Annotated in this window: 11 protein-coding genes; 8 read left to right on the plus strand and 3 right to left on the minus strand. The window is 41.3% G+C overall.

What is annotated here, in order from left to right; all coding sequences use genetic code 11:
- Positions 1-38: 38 nt before the first annotated feature.
- From DXA54_RS18265 to DXA54_RS18300, 8 genes are all read left to right on the plus strand, one after another.
- Positions 39-3998: a helix-turn-helix domain-containing protein gene (locus DXA54_RS18265; protein WP_120080271.1), complete on the plus strand. Its 3960-nt coding sequence runs from the start codon at positions 39-41 to the stop codon at positions 3996-3998.
- Positions 3999-4280: 282 nt separating this feature from the next.
- Complete coding sequence (locus tag DXA54_RS18270; RefSeq protein WP_004311032.1) at positions 4281-7418, plus strand: SusC/RagA family TonB-linked outer membrane protein; 3138 nt, start codon at positions 4281-4283, stop codon at positions 7416-7418.
- 27 nt (positions 7419-7445) lie between these two features.
- Positions 7446-9071: a RagB/SusD family nutrient uptake outer membrane protein gene (locus DXA54_RS18275; RefSeq protein ID WP_120080249.1), complete on the plus strand. Its 1626-nt coding sequence runs from the start codon at positions 7446-7448 to the stop codon at positions 9069-9071.
- 307 nt (positions 9072-9378) lie between these two features.
- The gene (locus DXA54_RS18280; protein ID WP_120080251.1) at positions 9379-11664 is read left to right on the plus strand and encodes a GH92 family glycosyl hydrolase; all 2286 of its coding nucleotides are present in this window, start codon (positions 9379-9381) and stop codon (positions 11662-11664) included.
- A gap of 6 nt (positions 11665-11670) precedes the next feature.
- Positions 11671-14013 (plus strand): GH92 family glycosyl hydrolase, encoded by a 2343-nt coding sequence (locus tag DXA54_RS18285; RefSeq protein ID WP_120080253.1) that lies wholly within the window; start codon positions 11671-11673, stop codon positions 14011-14013.
- A gap of 13 nt (positions 14014-14026) precedes the next feature.
- Positions 14027-14821: a basic secretory family protein gene (locus DXA54_RS18290; protein WP_120080255.1), complete on the plus strand. Its 795-nt coding sequence runs from the start codon at positions 14027-14029 to the stop codon at positions 14819-14821.
- Positions 14822-14831: 10 nt separating this feature from the next.
- Entirely contained in the window at positions 14832-17189 is a 2358-nt protein-coding gene (locus DXA54_RS18295) for a GH92 family glycosyl hydrolase (RefSeq protein ID WP_165863268.1), read from the plus strand.
- Between the two features lie 103 nt (positions 17190-17292).
- Positions 17293-19239 (plus strand): glycoside hydrolase family 97 protein, encoded by a 1947-nt coding sequence (locus DXA54_RS18300; RefSeq protein WP_120080257.1) that lies wholly within the window; start codon positions 17293-17295, stop codon positions 19237-19239.
- Between the two features lie 407 nt (positions 19240-19646).
- Here DXA54_RS18300 and DXA54_RS18305 read toward each other — a convergent pair whose 3' ends face one another.
- The 3 genes from DXA54_RS18305 to DXA54_RS18315 form a co-directional block, all read right to left on the minus strand.
- A complete protein-coding gene (locus DXA54_RS18305) occupies positions 19647-20441 on the minus strand; it encodes a LytR/AlgR family response regulator transcription factor (RefSeq protein WP_120080259.1) in 795 nt (264 codons plus the stop codon).
- Positions 20442-20446: 5 nt separating this feature from the next.
- Entirely contained in the window at positions 20447-21514 is a 1068-nt protein-coding gene (locus DXA54_RS18310) for a sensor histidine kinase (protein WP_120080261.1), read from the minus strand.
- A 70-nt stretch (positions 21515-21584) separates the two neighbouring features.
- Positions 21585-22478, minus strand: a complete 894-nt coding sequence (locus DXA54_RS18315) for an efflux RND transporter periplasmic adaptor subunit (RefSeq protein ID WP_120080263.1) — start codon at positions 22476-22478, stop codon at positions 21585-21587.
- Between the last annotated feature and the right edge of the window lie 24 nt (positions 22479-22502).

Below are 22502 nucleotides of genomic sequence, written 5' to 3' on the forward strand. Positions count from 1 at the left end.
CATATAAGCGATTGCCTGATATTTAATAGATGATATTAATGATTAACACAATGAAAATGCGCTTGATTTTTCCTTTTGTTCTATTGATTTATTCATTGATCTGTCAGGCAGATGGCGGTAAAGATTCATATATCTTCCGGAAAGTAGATTATCAGCAAGGATTATCTAATAGCGCTGTGCTTTGTCTTTTTCAAGACAATACAGGGTTGATGTGGTTCGGTACTTACGATGGCGTCAATTGTTATGACGGCAGAAGCATGGAAGTTTTCCGTTCCGATTTTTCAGCTCCCAAGGCTTTGAGTAACAACGTAATCCATTCTATTCAGCAGGCGGATAATAATTGTTTGTGGATTTCTACCCATTTGGGGATCAATCGTCTTTCACAGGATTCACGGCAAGTTGTCGGATATTATGACTTTACAGATGATTATTATCTACATTCCAATTCTAAAGGAAACACATGGGTGGTGAGTCATGGTGGAATTTTCTACTATAATACATCTTATAAACGATTTGTACAGATTAAGAATCTGAAAGTACCCGTAGAGGATATGGATAAACGGGCGTTCGTCACGGATGATGGTGTTTTGTGGATTTTCACTCAACAAACAGGGGAGCTGTTACAGGTTTCGCAGGATGCTTTTGATTGTGACACATTATCAATTCATTCAACTGTTTTATCTACTAATTTTCATGCGAAACCTATTGAAGATGTCTTTTATCAGAATGGCGTTCTTTGTTTCATCGATAGTGAGCATGATCTTTATGTTTATGATATTTCCCGACAATCTAAAATTTATATTCGTAACCTTTCTTCATTAGTGCAGAAGAATGGAACTATTGCAGGAATAGCCCTTTTCTATGAAGATATTATTATTGGTTTTCGAACGAATGGGTTAGTCCGTCTCCGTACTTCACAAAAATATAAAGAAGAAGTGGTCGACCGGAATGTGCGTATATATAGTATTTATCGAGATCCTCATCAGAATGTCTTATGGGTTGCTTCGGACGGACAAGGAACGATTATGTATGCTAAGAAATATTCTATTGCCACCAATTTGATGCTCAATCAACTGTCATCTAACTTAAGCAGGCAGGTACGTTCTGTTATGACAGACGATAGTGGTGGACTATGGTTCGGGACGAAAGGTGATGGACTGCTGCATATACCGGATTATCGTGAGAATGAGGAGGCTTCTGCCGTTACAGTTTACTCTCCTGAAGGAAAGCAAAATGTTGTGTCTTATATACGATGGAATAAAGAATTTCCTGTTTATAAATTGGTTCAAAGCCGTTATATGGATGGCTTTTGGATAGGATCTGGAGATCCGGGACTATTTTACTATTCTTTTGAAGACAAAGCTTTGCATTCTGTGGAGAATCTGCCGGCACAACCCACCGAGATACATGGCATTTATGAGGAAAATGATAGTGTACTTTATGTGGTGACAGCCGGTTCCGGTTTTCATAAATTAATACTTGAGAAGCAGGCAGGTACCATTCGTTTCAAGTCGCAGAAAAGTTATCATTTTTTTCACGGTCAGCGAGAAATTACGATGTTCTATCCAATGTTGCCCGAAGGGGATTCTATTTTGTGGCTTGGCAGTCGGGAGAAAGGACTCGTACGGTTTGATAAGCGGACTGAAGAATATAAAGTGATTTCTTTGAAAGAAATGCTTCATAAGTCGGTAGACGATGTGCTCAGCCTGTATCGGACCAAAGAAGGGTTGTTATATGTAGGGACAACATCAGGATTGGTATGTTTGAATTCTAATGGCAAACAGATGAAAGCTACCTATATCGGACGGGAGCAAGGTTTGCTCAATGATATGATTCATGGTGTACTTGAAGATGAGAACGGACTCTTATGGCTTGGTACGAATCGGGGGCTGATTAAATATAATCCGATAAATGGCTCATCACATGCCTACTTTTACAGTGCAGGTGTTCAAATCGGTGAGTTTAGTGATGATGCTTATTACATGTGTCCATATACACAGGAGCTTTTTTTCGGTGGGATTGACGGGTTGCTTTATTTGGATAAAGAGGTGCAGGCTGCTCCGGAATTTTATCCGGATATTTTGTTACGTAAGTTGACTGTTGGACATACGCAAGTGGTTCAGGGGGATGGAGATTACTATACAGACGATGGTAAGGCATTACAGTTGAAGGGGACGGAGGTTTCATTTGCACTTTCTTTTGTTGTTCCGGATTTTTTATCAGGAGAAGATATAGAATATTCTTACCAGTTGGAAGGATATGATAAGGATTGGACCTCTTTTAGTAGTATTAATGAAGCCTCATATACAGGAGTGCCGGCAGGTGATTATATCTTTAAGGTACGCTATAAGAGGGATGTATTTGATACAGAATATCGGCATTTTTCTATTCCGGTATATATCCTTTCTCCCTGGTATCGATCGGTGGCGGCTTATTTTGTTTATTTGATCATTTTTTTGTTGTTGTTAGGGTACGTGATATATTTGCTACGTAAAAACTACCTTCAGGAACGGATGATGAAAACACTGATGGGGACAGAAAGTTGCCGGAAATCCGAGACTGTATATACAAACCGTAGGATGCTTGAAGATTTTACTCTTATTTATAATTATTGTGACCAATTGCGTGCAGAGAATCTTTCTTATGAGCAATGTCTTGAGAAAGTGTCACTGATACGCGAAACTGTGATGAGCGCACTTCTTAATCCTGACGCTCTGTTTTTGGAAGAACTTAAACAATTCTTTCCGGATCGGTTTATTGTTTCTGCGCGTATGAGTATACAGGGAGTTTCTCAAGAGGTGTTGCGTACGTTGGAAGAACAAGGGATTGATCATTCTTCTATATCGTCAATGATTCCGGAACACTTAACATTTCCAGTTTACAAGAATGCGTTATACAGTATTCTTTATTGCTGCTATCTCCGGATTACTGAAATGAAGGGTACTCATGGCGTAATAGTAGAAATGTCAGAACAGGATGGTAAGATGCAGCTACATTTTTCTTCTAAAGATGCTACTGCGAAAGCGTTGTATGAATATCTTTCAGATAAAGCTTCTTCAGTGACGGAGAAAGATTCCGATCATGTGTTTGTTGTGCATTTACTTTTAGGTTTTGTACGGTCAGCTTTGGAACGTATTCATGCCGTTCTTCGTTATGATGATGATGAGAGTGGTAGTCGGTTGACGATTATCTTTGAACCGGCGGTCTTGACAGTAGCAGGTGAACAAGGGAAAAAAACTGTGCTTTTGTTGGAAGACAGAGATGAAATGACTTGGTTGATTAGTAATTTCCTGGCTGATGAATACGTGGTTCATCAAGTAAAGAGTGTGCAGCTTGCTTTTGACGAAATTCGTCGGTCGGCTCCGGCTCTATTATTAGTGGATATGACAATGTATGCCAATGCTGAAAGTACTTTTATGGAGTATGTTAGCCGGAATCGTACTCTGCTTTCAAAGACAGCTTTTATTCCATTGTTAACCTGGAAAGTTGGTTCGGCCATTCAGCGGGAACTGATCTTGTGGTCTGATTCTTATATTGTACTTCCTTATGATATATTATTCTTGCGGGAAGTTGTCCATAATGCTATTTATGGAAAGCGGGAAGCGAAGCAGATATATATGGAGGAACTGGGAGATTTGGCGGGACAGATTGTCTGTACAACTACCGAACAAGCTGATTTTATTCGTAAATTGTTAAAGGTGATTGAAGAAAACCTGGACAAGGAAGAACTGGGCTCAACGTTGATCGCTGATCGTATGGCAATGAGTTCCCGTCAGTTCTATCGTAAATTCAAGGAAATTTCCAATACTGCTCCCGGTGATTTAATAAAGAGTTACCGTATGGAAAAGGCAGCCCGCCTGTTACTTGATGAAGAACTTTCTATTCAAGATGTTATTATGGAGGTCGGTATTTCCAGCCGGTCTTATTTTTATAAAGAGTTTACCCGTCGGTTCGGGATGACACCGAAAGATTATCGGGAACAGCGAAAGGTATGCTGATTGTCAGGTTAAATTCTTTCGTATAGGTGATTAGTTGGGAAACATTATTATTTATTTGTTTGTCACAACCTTGTGCTCTAAATTCCTTTTGTCGATTTTATTGTATTGATTATTAGTGTGTTAATCTGTGCTCTAATTTACCATTCTGTGCTTTAGATATGTGTCTTTATTTTGCCGTTTTTTTGGCAAGGTAGAGCATTGGACTTTTATTCGAATAGCCTTTATTTGCAACAATCTTTTTAAAGGGAATTAACCTTATTACTAATCAAATTTAAAGGAATTATGAATGAAAAACTAAAGTATCTTACCTTATTTGTAATAGGTATGATGTTGAGTTTGGGCATGAATGCTCAATCTGTAAAATCAATCTCCGGTACGGTAACCGATGATCAGGGAGAGGCGGTTATCAGTGGTACGGTGAAAGTTAAAAACGGTAGTACAGGAACAATCACTGACATTAACGGTAAATACACTCTCTCTGTTCCTTCCAATGCCACCTTGGTGTTTTCGTATATTGGTTATATCACACAAGAATTTAAAGTCTCGGAATTAAAGAGTAATGTTCTGAACGTAGTTCTGCAATCGGATACGAAAGCACTGGACGAAGTAGTCGTTGTAGGTTATGGTACCATGCGCAAATCAGACTTGACGGGTTCCATTTCCACAGCCAAAGGTAAAGACATGCTGAAAGCACAATCATTCAATGCGCTTGACGGATTGAAGGGTAAAGTGGCCGGTGTGAATATCTTCTCTAATACCGGTCAGCCGGGTGGAGAATCGCGTGTCATCATTCGTGGTATTTCTACTATCAACGCGTCGGCATCACCGCTGTACGTAGTAGATGGAGTGGTGATGTCAAACTTCGAATTGCTTAATCCGAATGATATCGAATCTATCGAAGTATTGAAAGATGCTTCCTCTGCTGCCATCTATGGTGCCCGTGGTGCGAATGGTGTTATCATGGTGACTACCAAGCGCGGTAATGCAGGAAAAGGAGTCCATGTTTCCTATGATGGTTCATTGTCTATCGGTAAGATGGCTAGAAAAATAGATGTAATGGATGCTAACGAATGGATGTCTACCTTCAAGCAGGGATTGGAAAATGCCAACGAATTTCAAGGCAAGAACTTCACAACTGATCTGTCACAGATATTCACAGACGAACGTTTGTTCAATGCAGACGGTTCTCCGAAATATAATACCAACTGGCAGGATGAAGCATCCCGCACTGCCATCTCTCATAACCATCAGATCAGTATCCAACGTACAGGAGAAGGATCTTCTATCGGAGCATTCATCAATTATACCGATCAACAGGGTATTTTGTTGAATTCTTACTTCAAACGTATCAATGCAAAATTGGCGTATGATGACAAACCGACTGATTGGCTGTCTACTTCCGCTAATTTATTAGTAAATCATACTTGGGGTAATAGAACTTCTGATAACCCTTACGGACAAGGCGCATTGCGTACGATGATCGAACAGTTGCCTTTCTTACCGGTTAAGCTGGATGGTGAATATACGCAGACGAACATTATTAATACAAGCTCTATTCTCAATAATCAGACTGATCCTAATAGCGGAAAACAAGGATTCAGCCCGGAAGGTGTAGGTAATCCCGTTGAGTTGCTCGAACGGATGCAGGCTATGCAATATCGTACGCAGATTTTTGGTAATGCTGCTTTGACTTTCCATCTCATGAAAGGATTGGATTTGAAGACCCAGTTCGGTATCGACTACCACAATAATCGTGATGCTAACTATACGCCGTTCACTCCGCGTCCGATGATTAATCAAAGTTCCGAGGGAGCAGCTTCTGCAAATAACTCCAACTCTTTGTATTGGCAGGAAGAAACCTATTTGACTTATGTGAAAGATATAAACAAACATCACATTAATGCAATGGCGGGTATGTCTTGGCAAGAGTATAATTATACCAAATTCGAAGCTTCCGACAGTAAGTATATTGATGACTTCTACGGATATTATAATTTAGGTTCCGGAACGAACCGTCCTTCTGTAGGCAATGATTACGACAAGTGGGCGATGAACTCTTATTTCTTGCGTCTGGCATATTCTTATGACAACAAGTATATGGCTACCGTAACCGGTCGTTATGATGGCTCTTCCAAATTCGGACAGAACAATAAATATGCATTTTTCCCGTCAGTCGGCTTGGGTTGGATGATTTCTAATGAAGACTTTTTGAAAGATAACTCATTGATCAGCAAGCTGAAATTACATACTTCTTACGGTCTGACAGGTAATTCGGAAATTGGTACATATAAATCATTGGCTACGGTGAGCCAGTCGAATACGATCATTGGTGATGCTCTGCATGTAGTGTCTTATCTGGACAATATGCCTAATCCGGACCTGAAATGGGAAAAGACAGGACAGTGGGACTTAGGATTCGAGTTGGGTTTATTCAATAACAGACTGAATTTCGATATTTCCTATTATTATAAGTATACTTCGGATTTGTTGCTCGACCGTCCGGTTCCTGAATCAACAGGTTACTCTTCCATTATGGATAATATTGGAGCCGTTTCCAATCGTGGTGTAGATATTCTGGTTACAGCATATCCTATTCAGACACATGATTTCCAGTGGACTTCCACTCTTAATTTAGGTTTCAACAAAAACCGTGTAGAGAAGTTGGATGAAAGTGCATCTGTTGATCCTGTCACCGGTAAGCGTCAGATTACGACCGACGGTTTTGTGGGTTACGATATGTTGATTCGTGAAGGTGAAGAGCTTTCCTCTTTCTATGGTTATAAGCGTGCCGGTATTTACGATGGTATTCCGTCTAACTGGGATCCGGAGACAATGAACATACCTTCCACTATTGGTGAAAAGGTAACTTATAAGAAACGCGAAATTATCGGTAACGGATTACCTGACTGGATGGGCTCATTCATCAATACCTTCAATTATAAAGGATTTGATTTGACTTTAGACTTCCAGTTTACATGGGGGGTGGACGTGATGCAAGAATATTATCACTCTACTGTAGCCCGTTTCCTAACTAACGGTATAGACCGTCTTTATAAGGAAGCATGGCATCCAACTCTCAATCCGTCGGGTAAAGAACAGGCAATTCGTCTGAATAACTTTGGTCAGGGAGCTAATAACCAGGCAGATGATGACTGGGTTTGCAATGGTTCTTATTTGCGTTGTAACATGATTCAGCTCGGATATACCTTCAATCCGACACTGATTAAGAAGATCGGTCTGTCTTCATTGCGTTTGTATGCGAATGTGAATAACGCATTCCTGATTACTTCTAAGGACTATAACGGATATGATCCGGATAACTCATCTCGTTTAGGTGACAACAAATGGGGGGCTAACCGCCAATTCTTCACCTATCCGCGTCCGAGAACGTTTACGTTCGGTCTTAATGTAGCATTTTAATTCACCGTTATAAAAACTATAAGAATTATGAAACTATTAAAAGTATATATATCTGCATTTTGTATGTGTTCACTTTCTGTGTTGCTGAATTCATGCGACGATTTCCTGAAAGAAGAACCATTGGATATGAAGTCATCTGACCAATTCTGGAAGACGAAAGCTGATGCGGAGTCGGGTGTGAACGCATTGTATTTCGGTGGTGTACCTTATTTACACAACACTGATGTAGGCGGTGGCTGGACTCCTAAAGCGACAATGTGGGGTGGTATTGTGTCCGGATTGTACGTTGATAAGCGTAAGGATAGAACATTTACTACGGCATCCGAAGGGTGTAATTTCAATATTGAATCTTTTGATGATATTGCAATGAAATACTGGCATGAGTTTTATAAAGGTATTTCACGTGCCAACTTTGTTATTGCCAATATTCCGACAATGACCGGTGTGCTGGATGAAGCTACTATTAATAATTATGTGGCTCAAGGTAAATTCTTCCGTGCATATGGATATTTCTGGCTGGTCAAAGAATTTGGTGGTGTTCCTTATATTTCAGAACCTTACACATCTACAGAAGGTATGTACAAAGAACGTCTTTCTGCTGAAGAGGTTTATAAGAAAATTGAAGCCGACTTGCTGGATATTGTCAACGGGGATGCATTGCCGAATAAAACGTTTTATGATAATGGCTGTTATGTCACTAGGGCAATGGCGCAGACTTTGCTGGCACAAGTTTATTTGCAATGGGCTGGTGCACCGTTAAACGGTGGAACAGACTATTATGGAAAAGCAGCGCAGATGGCTTTGAAAGTGATCAATGATAGTCCTCACGAACTTATTCATCCAAATGGAACGACTGATGATTTGAGCTCGGCATATAATGTAATCAAGACTACGAAAAGTTCTGCAGAAATCATTTATGCTAAAGAATATAATTATAGTGATTATAGTGTAGGTAACTCTTATGCTTGTCGTTCTATTGGTACAGATGCTTTCCAATGGGGAGTGTTCCATCCGGGAGGAGACGTGCTGTATAATGCATACCTTCCCTGTGATATGTTGCTTAACAGCTATGCCTCTAATGATATTCGAGGACATGAGAAACAGTTCTTCTTTAAGCAATATACCGATGCTGAAGGAAATACTCATACTTTGAATAATGCAGGCAACTGGGCATGGTTTGATGAAAATGCTTTGATTAGCGGCCACGACGGTGATTATAATATGCCGGTATTCCGTTTTGCGGAAGTCTTGCTGATTGCGGCCGAAGGTCTGGCACGTACAAATCATGAAGATAATGCTGTCGGTGGAGCTAAATATTATCTCAATCAAGTGCGTAAACGTGCTGGATTGGCAGATGAGACGGCTACAGGAAACGATTTAATACAATCGATTTTGACTGAACGTTTGCATGAGTTACCGTTGGAATTTAAGATTTGGGACGACATTCGCCGTACTCGTTTGTATCCGGAAGCATCTACCGAATCAGGAAAATTGAAATGGACTGCTCTTGCATCGGCTCAAATCCAAAACAAGCCAGATGGAAGCACAAGAGCCGGTGCCATTCCTGAATATGCTTTGTTATGGCCTATCCCGTTAGATGAAATTCAGGCTAATCCTGCGTTGGAAGGACATCAGAACCCGGGATGGAATTAATTAGGTAATAATAAATATTTGTTTCTGATAGAATTGGAGAGAGGGTAAAGGCTAATTATCCTCTCTCTATTGCTTAAACGGTTAGTCTTTCGGTTGTACTCTCATTGTATACACATAAATATTATGTTTTGATTCTCAGTTGTTTAACTTGTACTCTCGTTGACACTCGTTTCCTTTGGTTGACTATACTGCTATTTTTTCTTATTTTGGCGTATCAGAGGACTGATAATTGCTGAAAGATGCTTTAATTTGTAACATAAATAAAAAAGACTTGATAATCTAGTATTAATAGTTTAATTCGTAGACCATGAACAAAAAGAAACTACTATCTTTCGCAATAGCCCTGCTATTGGGAGTTTCCTCTACCTTTGCACAAAAGCAACCGGTAGACTATGTGAATCCTTTAATGGGAACTGATTCGAAAATATCACTATCTAATGGGAATACATATCCTGCCATCGCGTTGCCTTGGGGAATGAACTTCTGGATGCCACAAACCGGAAAGATGGGTGACGGTTGGGCTTACACTTATGCATCCGACAAAATCAGAGGTTTCAAGCAAACCCATCAGCCTAGTCCGTGGATCAATGACTACGGTCAGTTCTCAATCATGCCGATGACTAAACAGTTGAAGATCGATCAGGACAGTCGTGCTTCCTGGTTCTCTCATAAGGCAGAGAAAGCCACTCCTTATTATTATAGTGTTTATTTGTCAGAGTATGACATGACAACTGAAATAGCTCCGACGGAACGTTGCGCATATTTCCGTTTCACTTTCCCTGAAACCTCCGATGCCTATGTGGTGGTAGATGCTTTCGACCGCGGTTCGTATGTGAAGGTGATTCCCGAAGAAAATAAAATAGTTGGTTATACGACACGCAATAGTGGCGGTGTTCCTCAAAACTTTAAGAATTACTTTGTGATAGAGTTCGACAAGCCTTTTACTTTCAATAAAGTATGGGCAGACTATCATTTGGTTGAAACACATCTCGAACTACAATCCAATCACGTGGGTGCTGCTATCGGATTTTCAACGAAGAAAGGAGAACAGGTACATGCAAAGGTGGCATCCTCATTCATCAGTCCTGAACAGGCTGAACTGAACTTGAAAGAAATTGGTAATAAGACCTTTGAACAGACAAAAGAGGCCGGTCGTAAGGCATGGAACAATGTCCTGGGGCGTATCAAGGTTGAAGACAGCGATGAGAACCGTATGCGTACGTTCTACTCTTGTTTGTATCGTTCGGTGTTGTTTCCCCGTATGTTTTACGAGGTAAACAGTAAGGGGGAAACTGTGCATTACAGCCCCTATAATGGTGAAATCCGTCCGGGATATATGTTTACCGACACTGGATTCTGGGATACTTTCCGTTGCTTGTTTCCATTTGTTAATTTGATATATCCTTCAATGGGTGAGAAGATGCAGGCAGGTCTGTTGAATACCTATCTTGAAAGTGGATTCTTTCCTGAATGGGCCAGCCCGGGCCATCGTGGTTGCATGGTTGGGAACAATTCTGCTTCTGTAGTGGCGGATGCTTTCATGAAGAATATAACCAAAGCGGATGCAGAAAAAATGTATGAAGGTCTACTGAAAGGGGCCAATAGCGTACATCCGAAAGTTTCTACTACCGGACGCCGTGGATATGAATATTATAACAAACTGGGCTATGTGCCATACGATGTGAAAATTAATGAGAATGCGGCACGCACATTGGAATATGCATACGATGACTGGTGCATTTACCGTATGGGTGAAAAATTAGGTCGTCCGGCAGAAGAACTGGATGTTTATAAGAAAAGGAGTCAGAACTACCGTAATCTGTTCGATCCAGAAACTAAGTTGATGCGGGGAAAGAATTCCGACGGAACTTTCCAGACTCCTTTCAATCCTTTTAAATGGGGAGATGCCTTTACGGAAGGAAATAGTTGGCATTATACATGGTCGGTATTCCACGATGTACAAGGACTGGTTGATCTGATGGGCGGCAAGAAGATGTTTGTCAGTATGCTTGATTCTGTGTTCAATCTTCCTCCTGTATTTGATGATAGCTATTATGGAGGAGTGATTCACGAGATTCGTGAAATGGAAATTGCTAACATGGGTAACTATGCACATGGCAACCAACCTATCCAGCACATGATCTATTTGTATAACTATGCTGGCGAACCTTGGAAAGCCCAATATTGGTTGCGTGAGACGATGAACCGCCTCTATCTTCCTACTCCGGACGGTTATTGTGGAGATGAAGATAACGGTCAGACTTCGGCTTGGTATGTATTTACTGCATTGGGATTTTATCCGGTATGTCCCGGCAGCAATGAATATGTAATGGGAGCTCCTTACTTCAAGAAAGCAACGATTACACTGGAGAACGGCAAGAAACTGGAAATCTCCGCCCCGAAGAATAACGATGATAATCGTTATATTCGTTCATTGAATTATAATGGCAAGAATTATACAAAGAATTATCTGAACCATTTCGATCTGTTGAAAGGCGGTCGTCTGGTGTTTGATATGGATAACAAACCGAATAAGGGAAGAGGTATCAACGAATCAGACTTCCCGTATTCATTCTCTCGTGACGCAAAGTAAGCTGATATGAATAATTTGAGAAAGAAAGTATTGATGATGACTATGGCGGCAGCAACTTTGTCCGCCATAGCTCAACAGCCGGTAGACTATGTGAATCCGATTATCGGGACCAATGGGATGGGGCACACTTTTCCCGGTGCTTGTACTCCTTTCGGATGGGTACAGTTGAGTCCGGACACAGACACAATTCCGCATAATATAAATGGAGCTTATCAGAAAAATGCCTACGAGTATTGTGCTGGTTACCAATATAGGGACAAGACCATTGTTGGCTTCAGTCACACTCATCTTAGTGGTACGGGACATTCTGACTTGGGAGACATCTTGTTGATGCCTGCTGTTGGCGATGTGAAGTTAAATCCCGGTCGGGCGGATTATCCGGAAGAGGGATACCGTTCACGTTTTGACCATGCTACAGAAAAAGCTGTTCCCGGATATTATGAAGTGATACTGGACGATTATGGCATTAAGGCCCAACTGACAGCAACACAACGGACGGGTATACATAAATATACCTTCCCGAAAGGAAAAGATGGTCATTTGATTTTGGATCTGGTGCATGGTATTTATAATTATGACGGCAAAGTTCTATGGGCCAATTTGAGAGTCGAAAACGATACTCTGTTGACCGGATATCGTATCACCAATGGATGGGCGCGTACGAATTATACCTATTTTGCTATCTCTTTGTCACAGCCGATTAAAGACTACGGATATAAGGATAAGGAAAAAGTATTGTACAATGGCTTTTGGCGTCGTTTCAAGATGGAAAAGAACTTCCCTGAAATCACAGGTCGAAAAATTGTGGCTTACTTTAATTTCGATACGGCTAACAATTCGGAACTGGTCGTAAAAGTGGCATTGTCGGCAGTCAGTACGGAAGGGGCCATTAAGAATCTGCGTGCCGAGGCTTCCGGAAAGAGTTTCGAACAGTTGGCGGAAGCTGCTCGTACAGATTGGAATAGCGAACTGGAGCATTTCGAGATCGAAGGTACGCCCGATCAGAAAGCAATGTTCTATACTTCCCTTTACCACACCATGATTAATCCGTCTGTGTATATGGATGTAGACGGTTCCTATCGTGGGCTGGATCATAACATACACCGGGCGGAAGGATTTACCAACTACACTATATTTTCCCTTTGGGATACCTATCGTGCGGAACATCCTTTCTTGAATCTGGTGAAACCGGGACGCAATGCGGATATGGTGGAATCCATGATTAAACATGAGCAACAAAGCGTGCACGGAATGTTGCCGATATGGAGTCTGATGGGAAATGAAAACTGGTGTATGAGCGGTTATCATGCTGTGTCTGTACTGGCGGATGCAATAACCAAAGGCGTCTTTTCGAATGTGGATGAGGCATTGGCGGCAATGGTCAGTACATCCACCGTTCCGTATTATGAAGGTATAGCTGATTATATGAAGCTGGGATATATTCCGCTTGACAAAAGTGGTACAGCAGCCTCTTCTACTTTGGAGTATGCATACGACGATTGGACTATCTATCAGACAGCTTTGAAGGCAGGTAACAAGGAAATAGCGGAGACTTACCGAAAGCGTGCCCTCAATTATCGTACTATCTATGATACAAGTATTGGTTTTGCACGTCCCCGTTATAGTGACGGTTCTTTCAAGAAAGAGTTTGATGTATTGCAAACCTATGGTGAAGGTTTTATCGAAGGCAATTCATGGAATTTCTCTTTTCATGTGCCACACGATGTATTTGGCATGATCGACTTGATGGGAGGAGAAGGGACGTTCGTGCAGAAACTGGATGAACTGTTCTCCATGCATCTGCCGGAGAAGTACTATGAGCATAATGAGGATATTACGGAAGAATGTTTGGTCGGCGGATATGTGCATGGTAATGAACCGAGCCACCATGTTCCTTATCTATATGCGTGGACTTCCCAGCCGTGGAAATCACAGTACTGGCTGCGTGAGATTCTGAATAAGATGTATAAGAATGATATTAACGGATTGGGTGGAAATGATGATTGCGGACAGATGTCAGCATGGTATCTTTTCTCTGTGATGGGCTTCTATCCGGTTTGTCCTGGTACAGACCAGTATGTATTGGGAGCGCCCTACCTGCCTTATCTGAAGATGACACTTCCTAATGGAAAGACATTGGAGATCAAAGCGCCGGGTGTCAGCGATAAGAAACGTTACGTGCAGTCGCTGAAATTGAACGGTAAGGTATACGACAAGATGTACATTACACATGAAGACATTTTGAAAGGAGGCGTGCTTGAATTCAAGATGGGGGCGTCACCTAACAAACGTCGCGGATTATCACCGGAGGATAAACCTTATTCATTAACTAACGGAATCAACGAATAATCAATAAAGGAGTATGAAAAAGATACATTTAATCTATGCAGCCTGCCTGCTGGTAGGTATGGGGGCTTGTGCTGCAAGTGTGCAAAAACAGGTGAAGGATAATTCTGATGTATGGAAAGAGTACAATACAGGTGCTGTGTTGTTTGAGGATAAAGCACCGGAAACGCTGGGATCGGACATTTACCACCGGATCATTCCCGATGCTGAATCGTACATCAAGGAACAGGCACGTACTGTATTAGCTACTCTTTACAATTCTCCGGAAGATAGTATTCCCGCAGTGCACAAGATACATTATACTTTGGAAGATATCAACGGTATTTCTGCTAAAGGCGGTGGCAATGGTGATGTGACGATTTTCTACAGTACACGTCATATTGAAAAATCTTTTGCAGCGAATGATACGGCAAAGTTGTTTTTCGAAACGCGCGGGGTATTGTTGCATGAACTGACACATGCTTATCAGCTGGAACCGCAAGGAATCGGTTCTTATGGAACCAATCGTGTGTTCTGGGCATTTATCGAGGGAATGGCAGATGCTGTGCGGGTTGCCAATGGAGGATTTGACGGACCGAATGCCCGTCCGAAAGGCGGGAACTATATGGACGGTTATCGTACAGCCGGTTATTTCTTTGTCTGGTTGCGTGATAACAAAGATCCTGAATTCCTGCGTAAGTTCAATCGTAGTACGTTGGAGGTGGTGCCTTGGTCGTTCGATGGTGCTATCAAACATATTTTAGGGAATGAATATAGTATTGACGAATTATGGCATGAGTATCAGGTCGCTGTAGGTGATATACAAGCATAATAATGTAAATATGGTGAGTGTTATGGGTAAAAGAGGATTGTTTTTAGTATGGCTGTGCCTGGTGAATATTTTGCCGGGCATGGCTCAAACCGAGAAACTGATTGATTATGTGAATCCATTTGTGGGAACAGATGGTTATGGTAATGTGTATCCGGGTGCGCAGATTCCTTTCGGGGGAATTCAGATGAGTCCGGACACGGATAGTAAATACTATGATGCGGCTTCCGGTTATAAATATAATCATTCCACTTTGTTGGGGTTCAGTCTGACTCATTTAAGCGGGACTGGTATACCTGATTTGGGAGACTTCTTGTTTATTTCCGGAACAGGAGAGATGAAACTGGATCCGGGGACACGTGAGGAGCCGGAAAAGGGATACCGTTCACGTTATTCTCATGAAAAGGAATGGGCATCACCTAATTATTATGCGGTGGAACTGTCAGATTATGGAGTAAAGGCTGAAATGACGTCAGGGGTACGTAGTGGTATGTTCCGCTTCACCTATCCTCAATCGGATAAAGCTTTTATTATGATCGATATGAACCATACTTTATGGCAATCTTGTGAATGGGCAAATCTGCGCATGGAAAATGATTCTACCATCACCGGATATAAACTGGTGAAAGGTTGGGGACCGGAACGGCATATTTATTTCACGGCTACTTTCTCTAAAAAGTTGACCGGCTTGCGCTTTATGCAGAATAAGAAACCGGTGATTTACAATACCTCCCGGTTTCGTAGCAGCTATGAAGCTTGGGGAAAGAATCTGATGGCTTGCATCTCTTTTGATACGAAAGCCGGAGAGGAAGTGATTGTAAAAACTGCTATTTCATCGGTCAGCACAAACGGGGCAAAAAACAATATGGCGGAACTTGCTGGACTCACTTTCGATGATCTGAAAGCTAAAGGAGAAGCACTATGGGAAAAAGAACTTGGAAAATATACCCTTACTGCCGACCGTAAAACGAAAAGAACATTCTATACGTCGGCTTATCATGCGGCTTTGCATCCGTTCATCTTTCAGGATGCAGACGGGCAGTTTCGCGGATTAGATAAAAATATAGAGAAAGCCGAAGGATTTATCAACTATACGGTATTCTCTCTTTGGGATACCTACCGGGCTTTGCATCCCTGGTTCAATCTGGTGCAGCAGGAAGTGAATGCCGATATTGCCAATTCCATGTTGGCTCATTATGATAAGAGTGTGGAGAAAATGCTTCCTATCTGGTCGTTTTATGGAAATGAGACTTGGTGTATGATTGGTTATCATGCAGTTTCCGTATTGGCTGACATGATTGTGAAGGGAGTGAAAGGATTCGATTACGAACGTGCGTATGAGGCTATGAAGACCACGGCGATGAATCCGAATTATGACTGTTTGCCGGAATATCGTATGATGGGATATGTGCCTTTTGATAAAGAGGCGGAGTCAGTATCTAAAACATTGGAATATGCGTATGATGATTATTGCATGGCACAGGCTGCCAAGGCTTTGGGTAAAGAGGATGATTATCGTTATTTCTTGAATCGTGCACTCTCTTATCAGACTTTGATTGATCCGGAAACGAAATATATGCGTGGCAAGGACAGTCAGGGAAACTGGCGTACACCGTTTACTCCGGTAGCTTATCAGGGCCCCGGATCTGTAAATGGATGGGGGGATATTACGGAAGGCTTTACTGTACAATATACTTGGTATGTACCACAAGATGTACAAGGATATATGAACGAAGCTGGCGAAGATTGGTTCCGCAACCGGTTGGATGAACTGTTCACAGTAGAGTTGCCGGATGATATTCCGGGAGCACATGATATTCAGGGACGTATCGGAGCTTATTGGCATGGAAATGAACCTTGCCATCATGTAGCGTATCTTTATAATTACTTGAAAGAACCTTGGAAATGTCAGAAGTGGGTCCGTGCTATTGTTGACCGTTTCTATGGCGATACTCCGGATGCATTAAGTGGCAATGACGATTGCGGGCAGATGTCGGCTTGGTATATGTTCAATTGCATTGGCTTTTACCCGGTGGCTCCTTCAAGCAATATGTATAACATTGGTTCTCCTTGCGTTGAGGCAATAACAGTTCGGATGAGCAACGGAAAAGTTATTGAAATGGTAGCAGATAATTGGTCGCCGAAGAATGTGTATGTAAAGGAATTGTATGTGAATGGCAAGAAGTATGACAAATCTTATTTGAAATATGAGGATATACGTGATGGCGTGAAACTACGTTTTGTCATGAGCAGTAAACCGAACTATAAGCGTGCGGTATCGGATGAAGCGGTAGCTTCTTCTTTGTCGTTGCCTGGAAAGACAATGAAATATCAGGTAAATTTGATGAAAACGGGTATATCAAACCAGTGAAAATAACTTTTGAAGGAGTATTACCCAGTCCGTTTGATAGTACGAAGTGATGTTTTTATTACATTTGCCATTGTAAAACGATTATTAATTAAATATCTAAATCATGAGAAGATATTTCCTGTTAGTTGTGTGTTTGTGCTTGGCATCACTACTTCGTGCACAGAATAAGTTAGAGTTAATTTCTCCCAATGGAGAGCTGAAAGTGTCCTTGAATCTCTCGGATAAAATCTATTATAGTATAGATTATAACGGAGATGTATTGTTGAAAGACAATTCCCTTCAGTTGACATTGAGGAATCAGGTGTTGGGACAAAATCCCAAACTGCGCCGTCAGAAACGTACGAGTGTCGACGAGCAATTAACTCCTATTGTTCCTTTGAAATATGCGAAAGTCAATAATCGTTATAATCAATTGCTACTGACCTTTAAAGATTATTCAGTAGAATTCCGTGCTTTTGACGATGGAGTTGCTTACCGGTTTATTACCTCACAAAAAGGTGATGTTGAAGTAATGAACGAAGAGTTTGCTATCAACTTCCCGTCGGATTATCTTCTTCACTTGCAACAACCGGGAGGCTTCCATACAGCTTATGAGGAACCTTACACACATGTTCAAAGTAATGCGTGGAAGCCTGAAGAACGGATAGCTGTTTTGCCGGTATTGGTTGACACACAAAAAGACTATAAAATATTAATCAGCGAGTCGGATCTGGCTGATTATCCATGTATGTTTTTCAAAGGAACGGGCACGAACGGAGCAATTTCTGTTTTTCCTAAAGCTCCGCTTGCGTTTGCCGAAAATAGTGATCGAAGCGTGAAGATTACTCAAGAAGCTGATTACATTGCTAAAACAAAAGGTACGAGAAATTATCCTTGGCGTTACTTTGTGATAAGTAAAAATGATAAGCAGTTGATTGAGAATACAATGACTTATAAACTGGCTGAAAAGAATCAACTTCAGGATGTTTCATGGATTAAGCCGGGACAGGTGAGCTGGGAATGGTGGAATGACGCTTCTCCTTACGGACCGGATGTGAATTTTGTTTCCGGTTATAACTTGGATACTTATAAGTATTACATTGATTTTGCTTCTAAATTTGGTATTCCATATATCATTATGGATGAAGGCTGGGCTAAAAGTACACGTGATCCTTATACGCCTAATCCCAAAGTAGACTTGCACGAGTTGATCCGTTATGGCAAAGAAAAAAATGTAGGGATTGTGCTTTGGTTGACGTGGTTGACGGTAGAAAACAATTTTGATCTCTTCAAGACTTTCAATGAATGGGGAGTAAAAGGACTTAAGATTGATTTTATGGACAGAAGCGATCAGTGGATGGTCAACTATTACGAACGGGTAGCCCGGGAAGCAGCCAAACATCATTTGTTTGTCGATTTTCATGGCTCTTTCAAACCTGCCGGACTGGAATATAAATATCCGAATGTATTGTCTTACGAAGGAGTGCGTGGCATGGAACAAATGGGTGGTTGTTATCCGGATAATAGTCTGTATTTACCGTTTATGCGTAATGCTGTCGGTCCGATGGATTATACTCCCGGGGCGATGATTAGTATGCAGCCTAATGTGTATCGGTCGGAACGTCCTAATGCTGCAAGTATCGGAACACGTGCTTATCAGTTGGCACTCTTTGTGGTTTTTGAGAGTGGTCTGCAGATGTTGGCAGATAATCCTACTCTTTATTATCGTAATGAAGATTGTACCCGTTTCATCACACAAGTTCCCGTAACATGGGACGAGACTGTGGCATTGGAAGCTAAAGCGGGTGAATACGTCATTGTAGCAAAACGGAAAGGCGATAAGTGGTTTATAGGAGGAATGACTAATAATGGTAAAAAGGAACGTGAGTTTACCATAAAGTTAGATTTCTTGAATAAAGATCGCTCTTATCAAATGATATCTTTTGAGGATGGTATCAACGCAGGACGTCAGGCGATGGATTATCGTTGCAAGTCATCCCAGGTGAAAGCCGGAGAGCAGCTAGCTATAAAGATGGTTAGAAATGGTGGCTTTGCAGCTGTCATTGAATGATGGCACATATTCTAACTTTCCATACGTAAAAATGGAAATCATCTTTCAATCTATCACCATCCTTCTGAAACGTATTGTTCATCGAGCTTTCAGGGTGGTGATAGATTGTTCTCCACCTGTCACCTAATCATTCATCTATCACCGTTTGAAATGAACATGCCTGCATATAAATATAAGCTTGTATGTAAATAGAAGTTTCAACAGGGGATACCTTTAGTTTCAAGGCGGGAAACTTTAGTTTCCATTAGGGGAAACTGCAGTTTCAGAGGCTTGAAACTAAAGTTTCCTCGGTGAGAAACAAAGTGTTTCATGCCGTGAAACTGCTTGTTTCAAGCGTTGAAACCAATCGTTTCACGGCACGAAACACTTTGTTTTGCTATTTGTTCTAAGAAGGCAATGCTTCGGAATCAACGTTTTCTCTTAGAGAACCACTCTTTAAACTCTGCTACTCGGGCTTTACTGACAAGTATTTTTTCTTTGATTCCTGAATAGTACAAGTTGATGGACAGTCGGCTGTTGAACCATAAGTCAATATCTTTGATAGCTTCTCGCGAAATAAGATATTGGCGGTTAGCCCGAAAGAAAAGAGAAGGATTGAGACACTCCGTAAGTTCATCTAATGTTTGAGAAAAACAGTATTCGGTTTCATCGGTTAAGACTACTTTGACCTGACAGTCCTTAATATAAAACAATTGTATCATATCTACAGAAACGGGCAATAGTTTGTCTCCTTTGGTAGGAATAAGGAAATGACTTTTATAGTTTTCTTGCTTTTGGAGTGAATGTATTAGTTTCAGTAGCTCATTCTCCTGTTGTGGAAAAGGAAACTGGTGTTTGTCAGCAGCATCCTGTAAACCTTGGAGCTTATCGAAAGCGTGTTCTATGTCTTCCTTACCGATGGGTTTTAATAAGTAGTCGATGCTGTTTACTTTGAATGCACGTAACGCATATTCATCATAGGCAGTTGTAAAGATAATCGGACAAGTAATATTGATATGATTGAATATCTCGAAGGCGGAACCATCTGCCAGGTGAATATCCATGAATACCAGTTCCGGCATCGGATAAGAACTGAACCATTCGATAGTGGAACTGATACTATCCAGTATGGTCACGATTTCTCCATTCGGTTTTATTTCATTAAGCAGTGAAGTCAGGTTTCGTACTGCTGCTTTTTCGTCTTCTATAATGACAATCTTCATGGTGGTTATTGTTCTAGTTGTGATTTTTCAATCAAAGGAATACAAACTGTAAACTCTCTGTCCTCCGTTATTTGTATATCCCGTTTAAACAAGAGCCTGTATCGTTTGGCAAGGTTGGCAAGTCCGATACCGGTTCCGGAAGTTGCAGTCCATTTGGGCTGAATGTCGTTGCTGATAGACAAATTGCCGTTATCGTCCGTCGTGATATGAATAGTCAACGGCTTCCGGTTGCTGATTTCGTTGTGCTTTACTGCATTCTCAATCAACACTTGCACCGCCATTGGAGGGAGGAGATATTCTTCGTAGGCATTGCTTATCTGTATGTCGAATTGTAGATTGTTCTCAAAACGCATCTTTAATAGAAATATATAAGCGGAAACAAATTCCATTTCTTCCCGGAGACTGACACATTGTGACTCATTACTTTGCAAAGTATACCTTAGTACCCGGGAGAGTTCCTGAATGTAATCCTGCGCTTTATCCTGATTTTCGCGTACCAGCGAACGCAGGGTATTCAGCGAGTTGAACAGCATGTGTGGGTTCAGCTGATTCTTCAGTACTTCATACTGATTGCGGAGATTCTCTGCCTGAAGCTGTTCGTTCTCAATAAGTACCAGTTGCTGCTTGAATATAAGATGAATGATACAGCAACTACTGGTGACGAGACATGCCACAATAAAATCCCGCAATGGATGCAAATAATGATGTACCATGGCATCGATGGCCGGAATATCAAACGTTCTGTGAAGGAAAACAAAAAACTGTCCTGACAAGTTACTCAATATCCATGTCACGATAAAGGAAAGCAAAATCTTTGTCCCTGTAATTTTAATGGAAGCCTGATTGAAATGAAACAAACGGGTATTGATGGCAAAAAGTAACAATAGCGACAGAAAGGTAAAAAGTATTTCGTTTGCCACATCTATAAACTTCATCCCTGGGAATAAGGAATGACTTTCGAAACGGTCGAAAAAAGATACTGATTCAGGAAAATGAATCAGTACAGCAACCGCTAAGGAGATGATGACTGTGGAAAGTATATATTTATCTTTTTTTATTGCTTTGGCTATCATACAACAAAGATAGTGGTAAATTATGAGTTACCGGTTATAAAATGTCAATGCTGTTGTCACAGTTGGTCAATTATTGTTTCTGAATGTGTGCCGTGATATACATACCGGGGCGGAATTGTACATTTTCCTCCTTGATGGAAGCATATACCTCGAGCGAACGATTGGTTTCGTCTACTTTTTGTCCGATGGAAATCACGATACCGTGAAAGGTTTGTGTCCCCATTCCGTTTACACGAAACTGTACCGGGCTGCCGACTTGTATGTCTGCAAGATCTTTCTCGTAAGTAGTCAGGCAAAGCATCGGGCTGCTTTTATCGATAAGTTCGCAAAGTGCTTCTCCCGGATTGATATATTTGCCGATATTCATCGCTACATTAGCGGCATAACCACTAATGGGGGCTTTGACTTCCAGTAGCGGTTGTATTCCGTTCTTAAGTAATGCCTCCGTTTGAACGCCTAAAAGAGAAAGTTGTGCAGCAGCGGCGTCCTGGCGACTCTTCATGGAGAGAAAGTCCGCTTTACTTTGCTGGAATTTCTTTTGAGAAGCTGCTTGTTCGGCAGACAGATTTTTTTGCCGTTCGTATTCAGCTAAGAGATATTCGGTTTGTGCGTGACTGTCCAGATAAGTTTGTTGCAGGGTGATGAACTCCGGATTCTCTAACGTGGCGATTACACTGTTTGCAGCCACCCATTGCCCTGGAAGCAGAGAAGCCTTTTTTACAATGCCTCCCATGGTTAAAGCAATGGTTGCCTGACGTTGAGGAGGAAGAACGATTCGTCCGTTGAACGAAACCTGATTAGGCTTTGAGGTAGCTGAAGTGATGGCATCCACTTCGGGTTGTGCGATGGTATCTGCTATCGTTTCGGCAACGGGAATTGCGGCGGATTCGTTATTTGTAGTTTGCTGGTTTCCTTTGCAAGCCGTTAGAACTAGTAAAAGGATGGGATAAACTATTTTTTTCATATCTTATGTTTTATAATAATTATT

Origin of the sequence: Bacteroides sp. OF03-11BH (assembly GCF_003604005.1) — a bacterium.
GTDB lineage: Bacteria > Bacteroidota > Bacteroidia > Bacteroidales > Bacteroidaceae > Bacteroides > Bacteroides ovatus.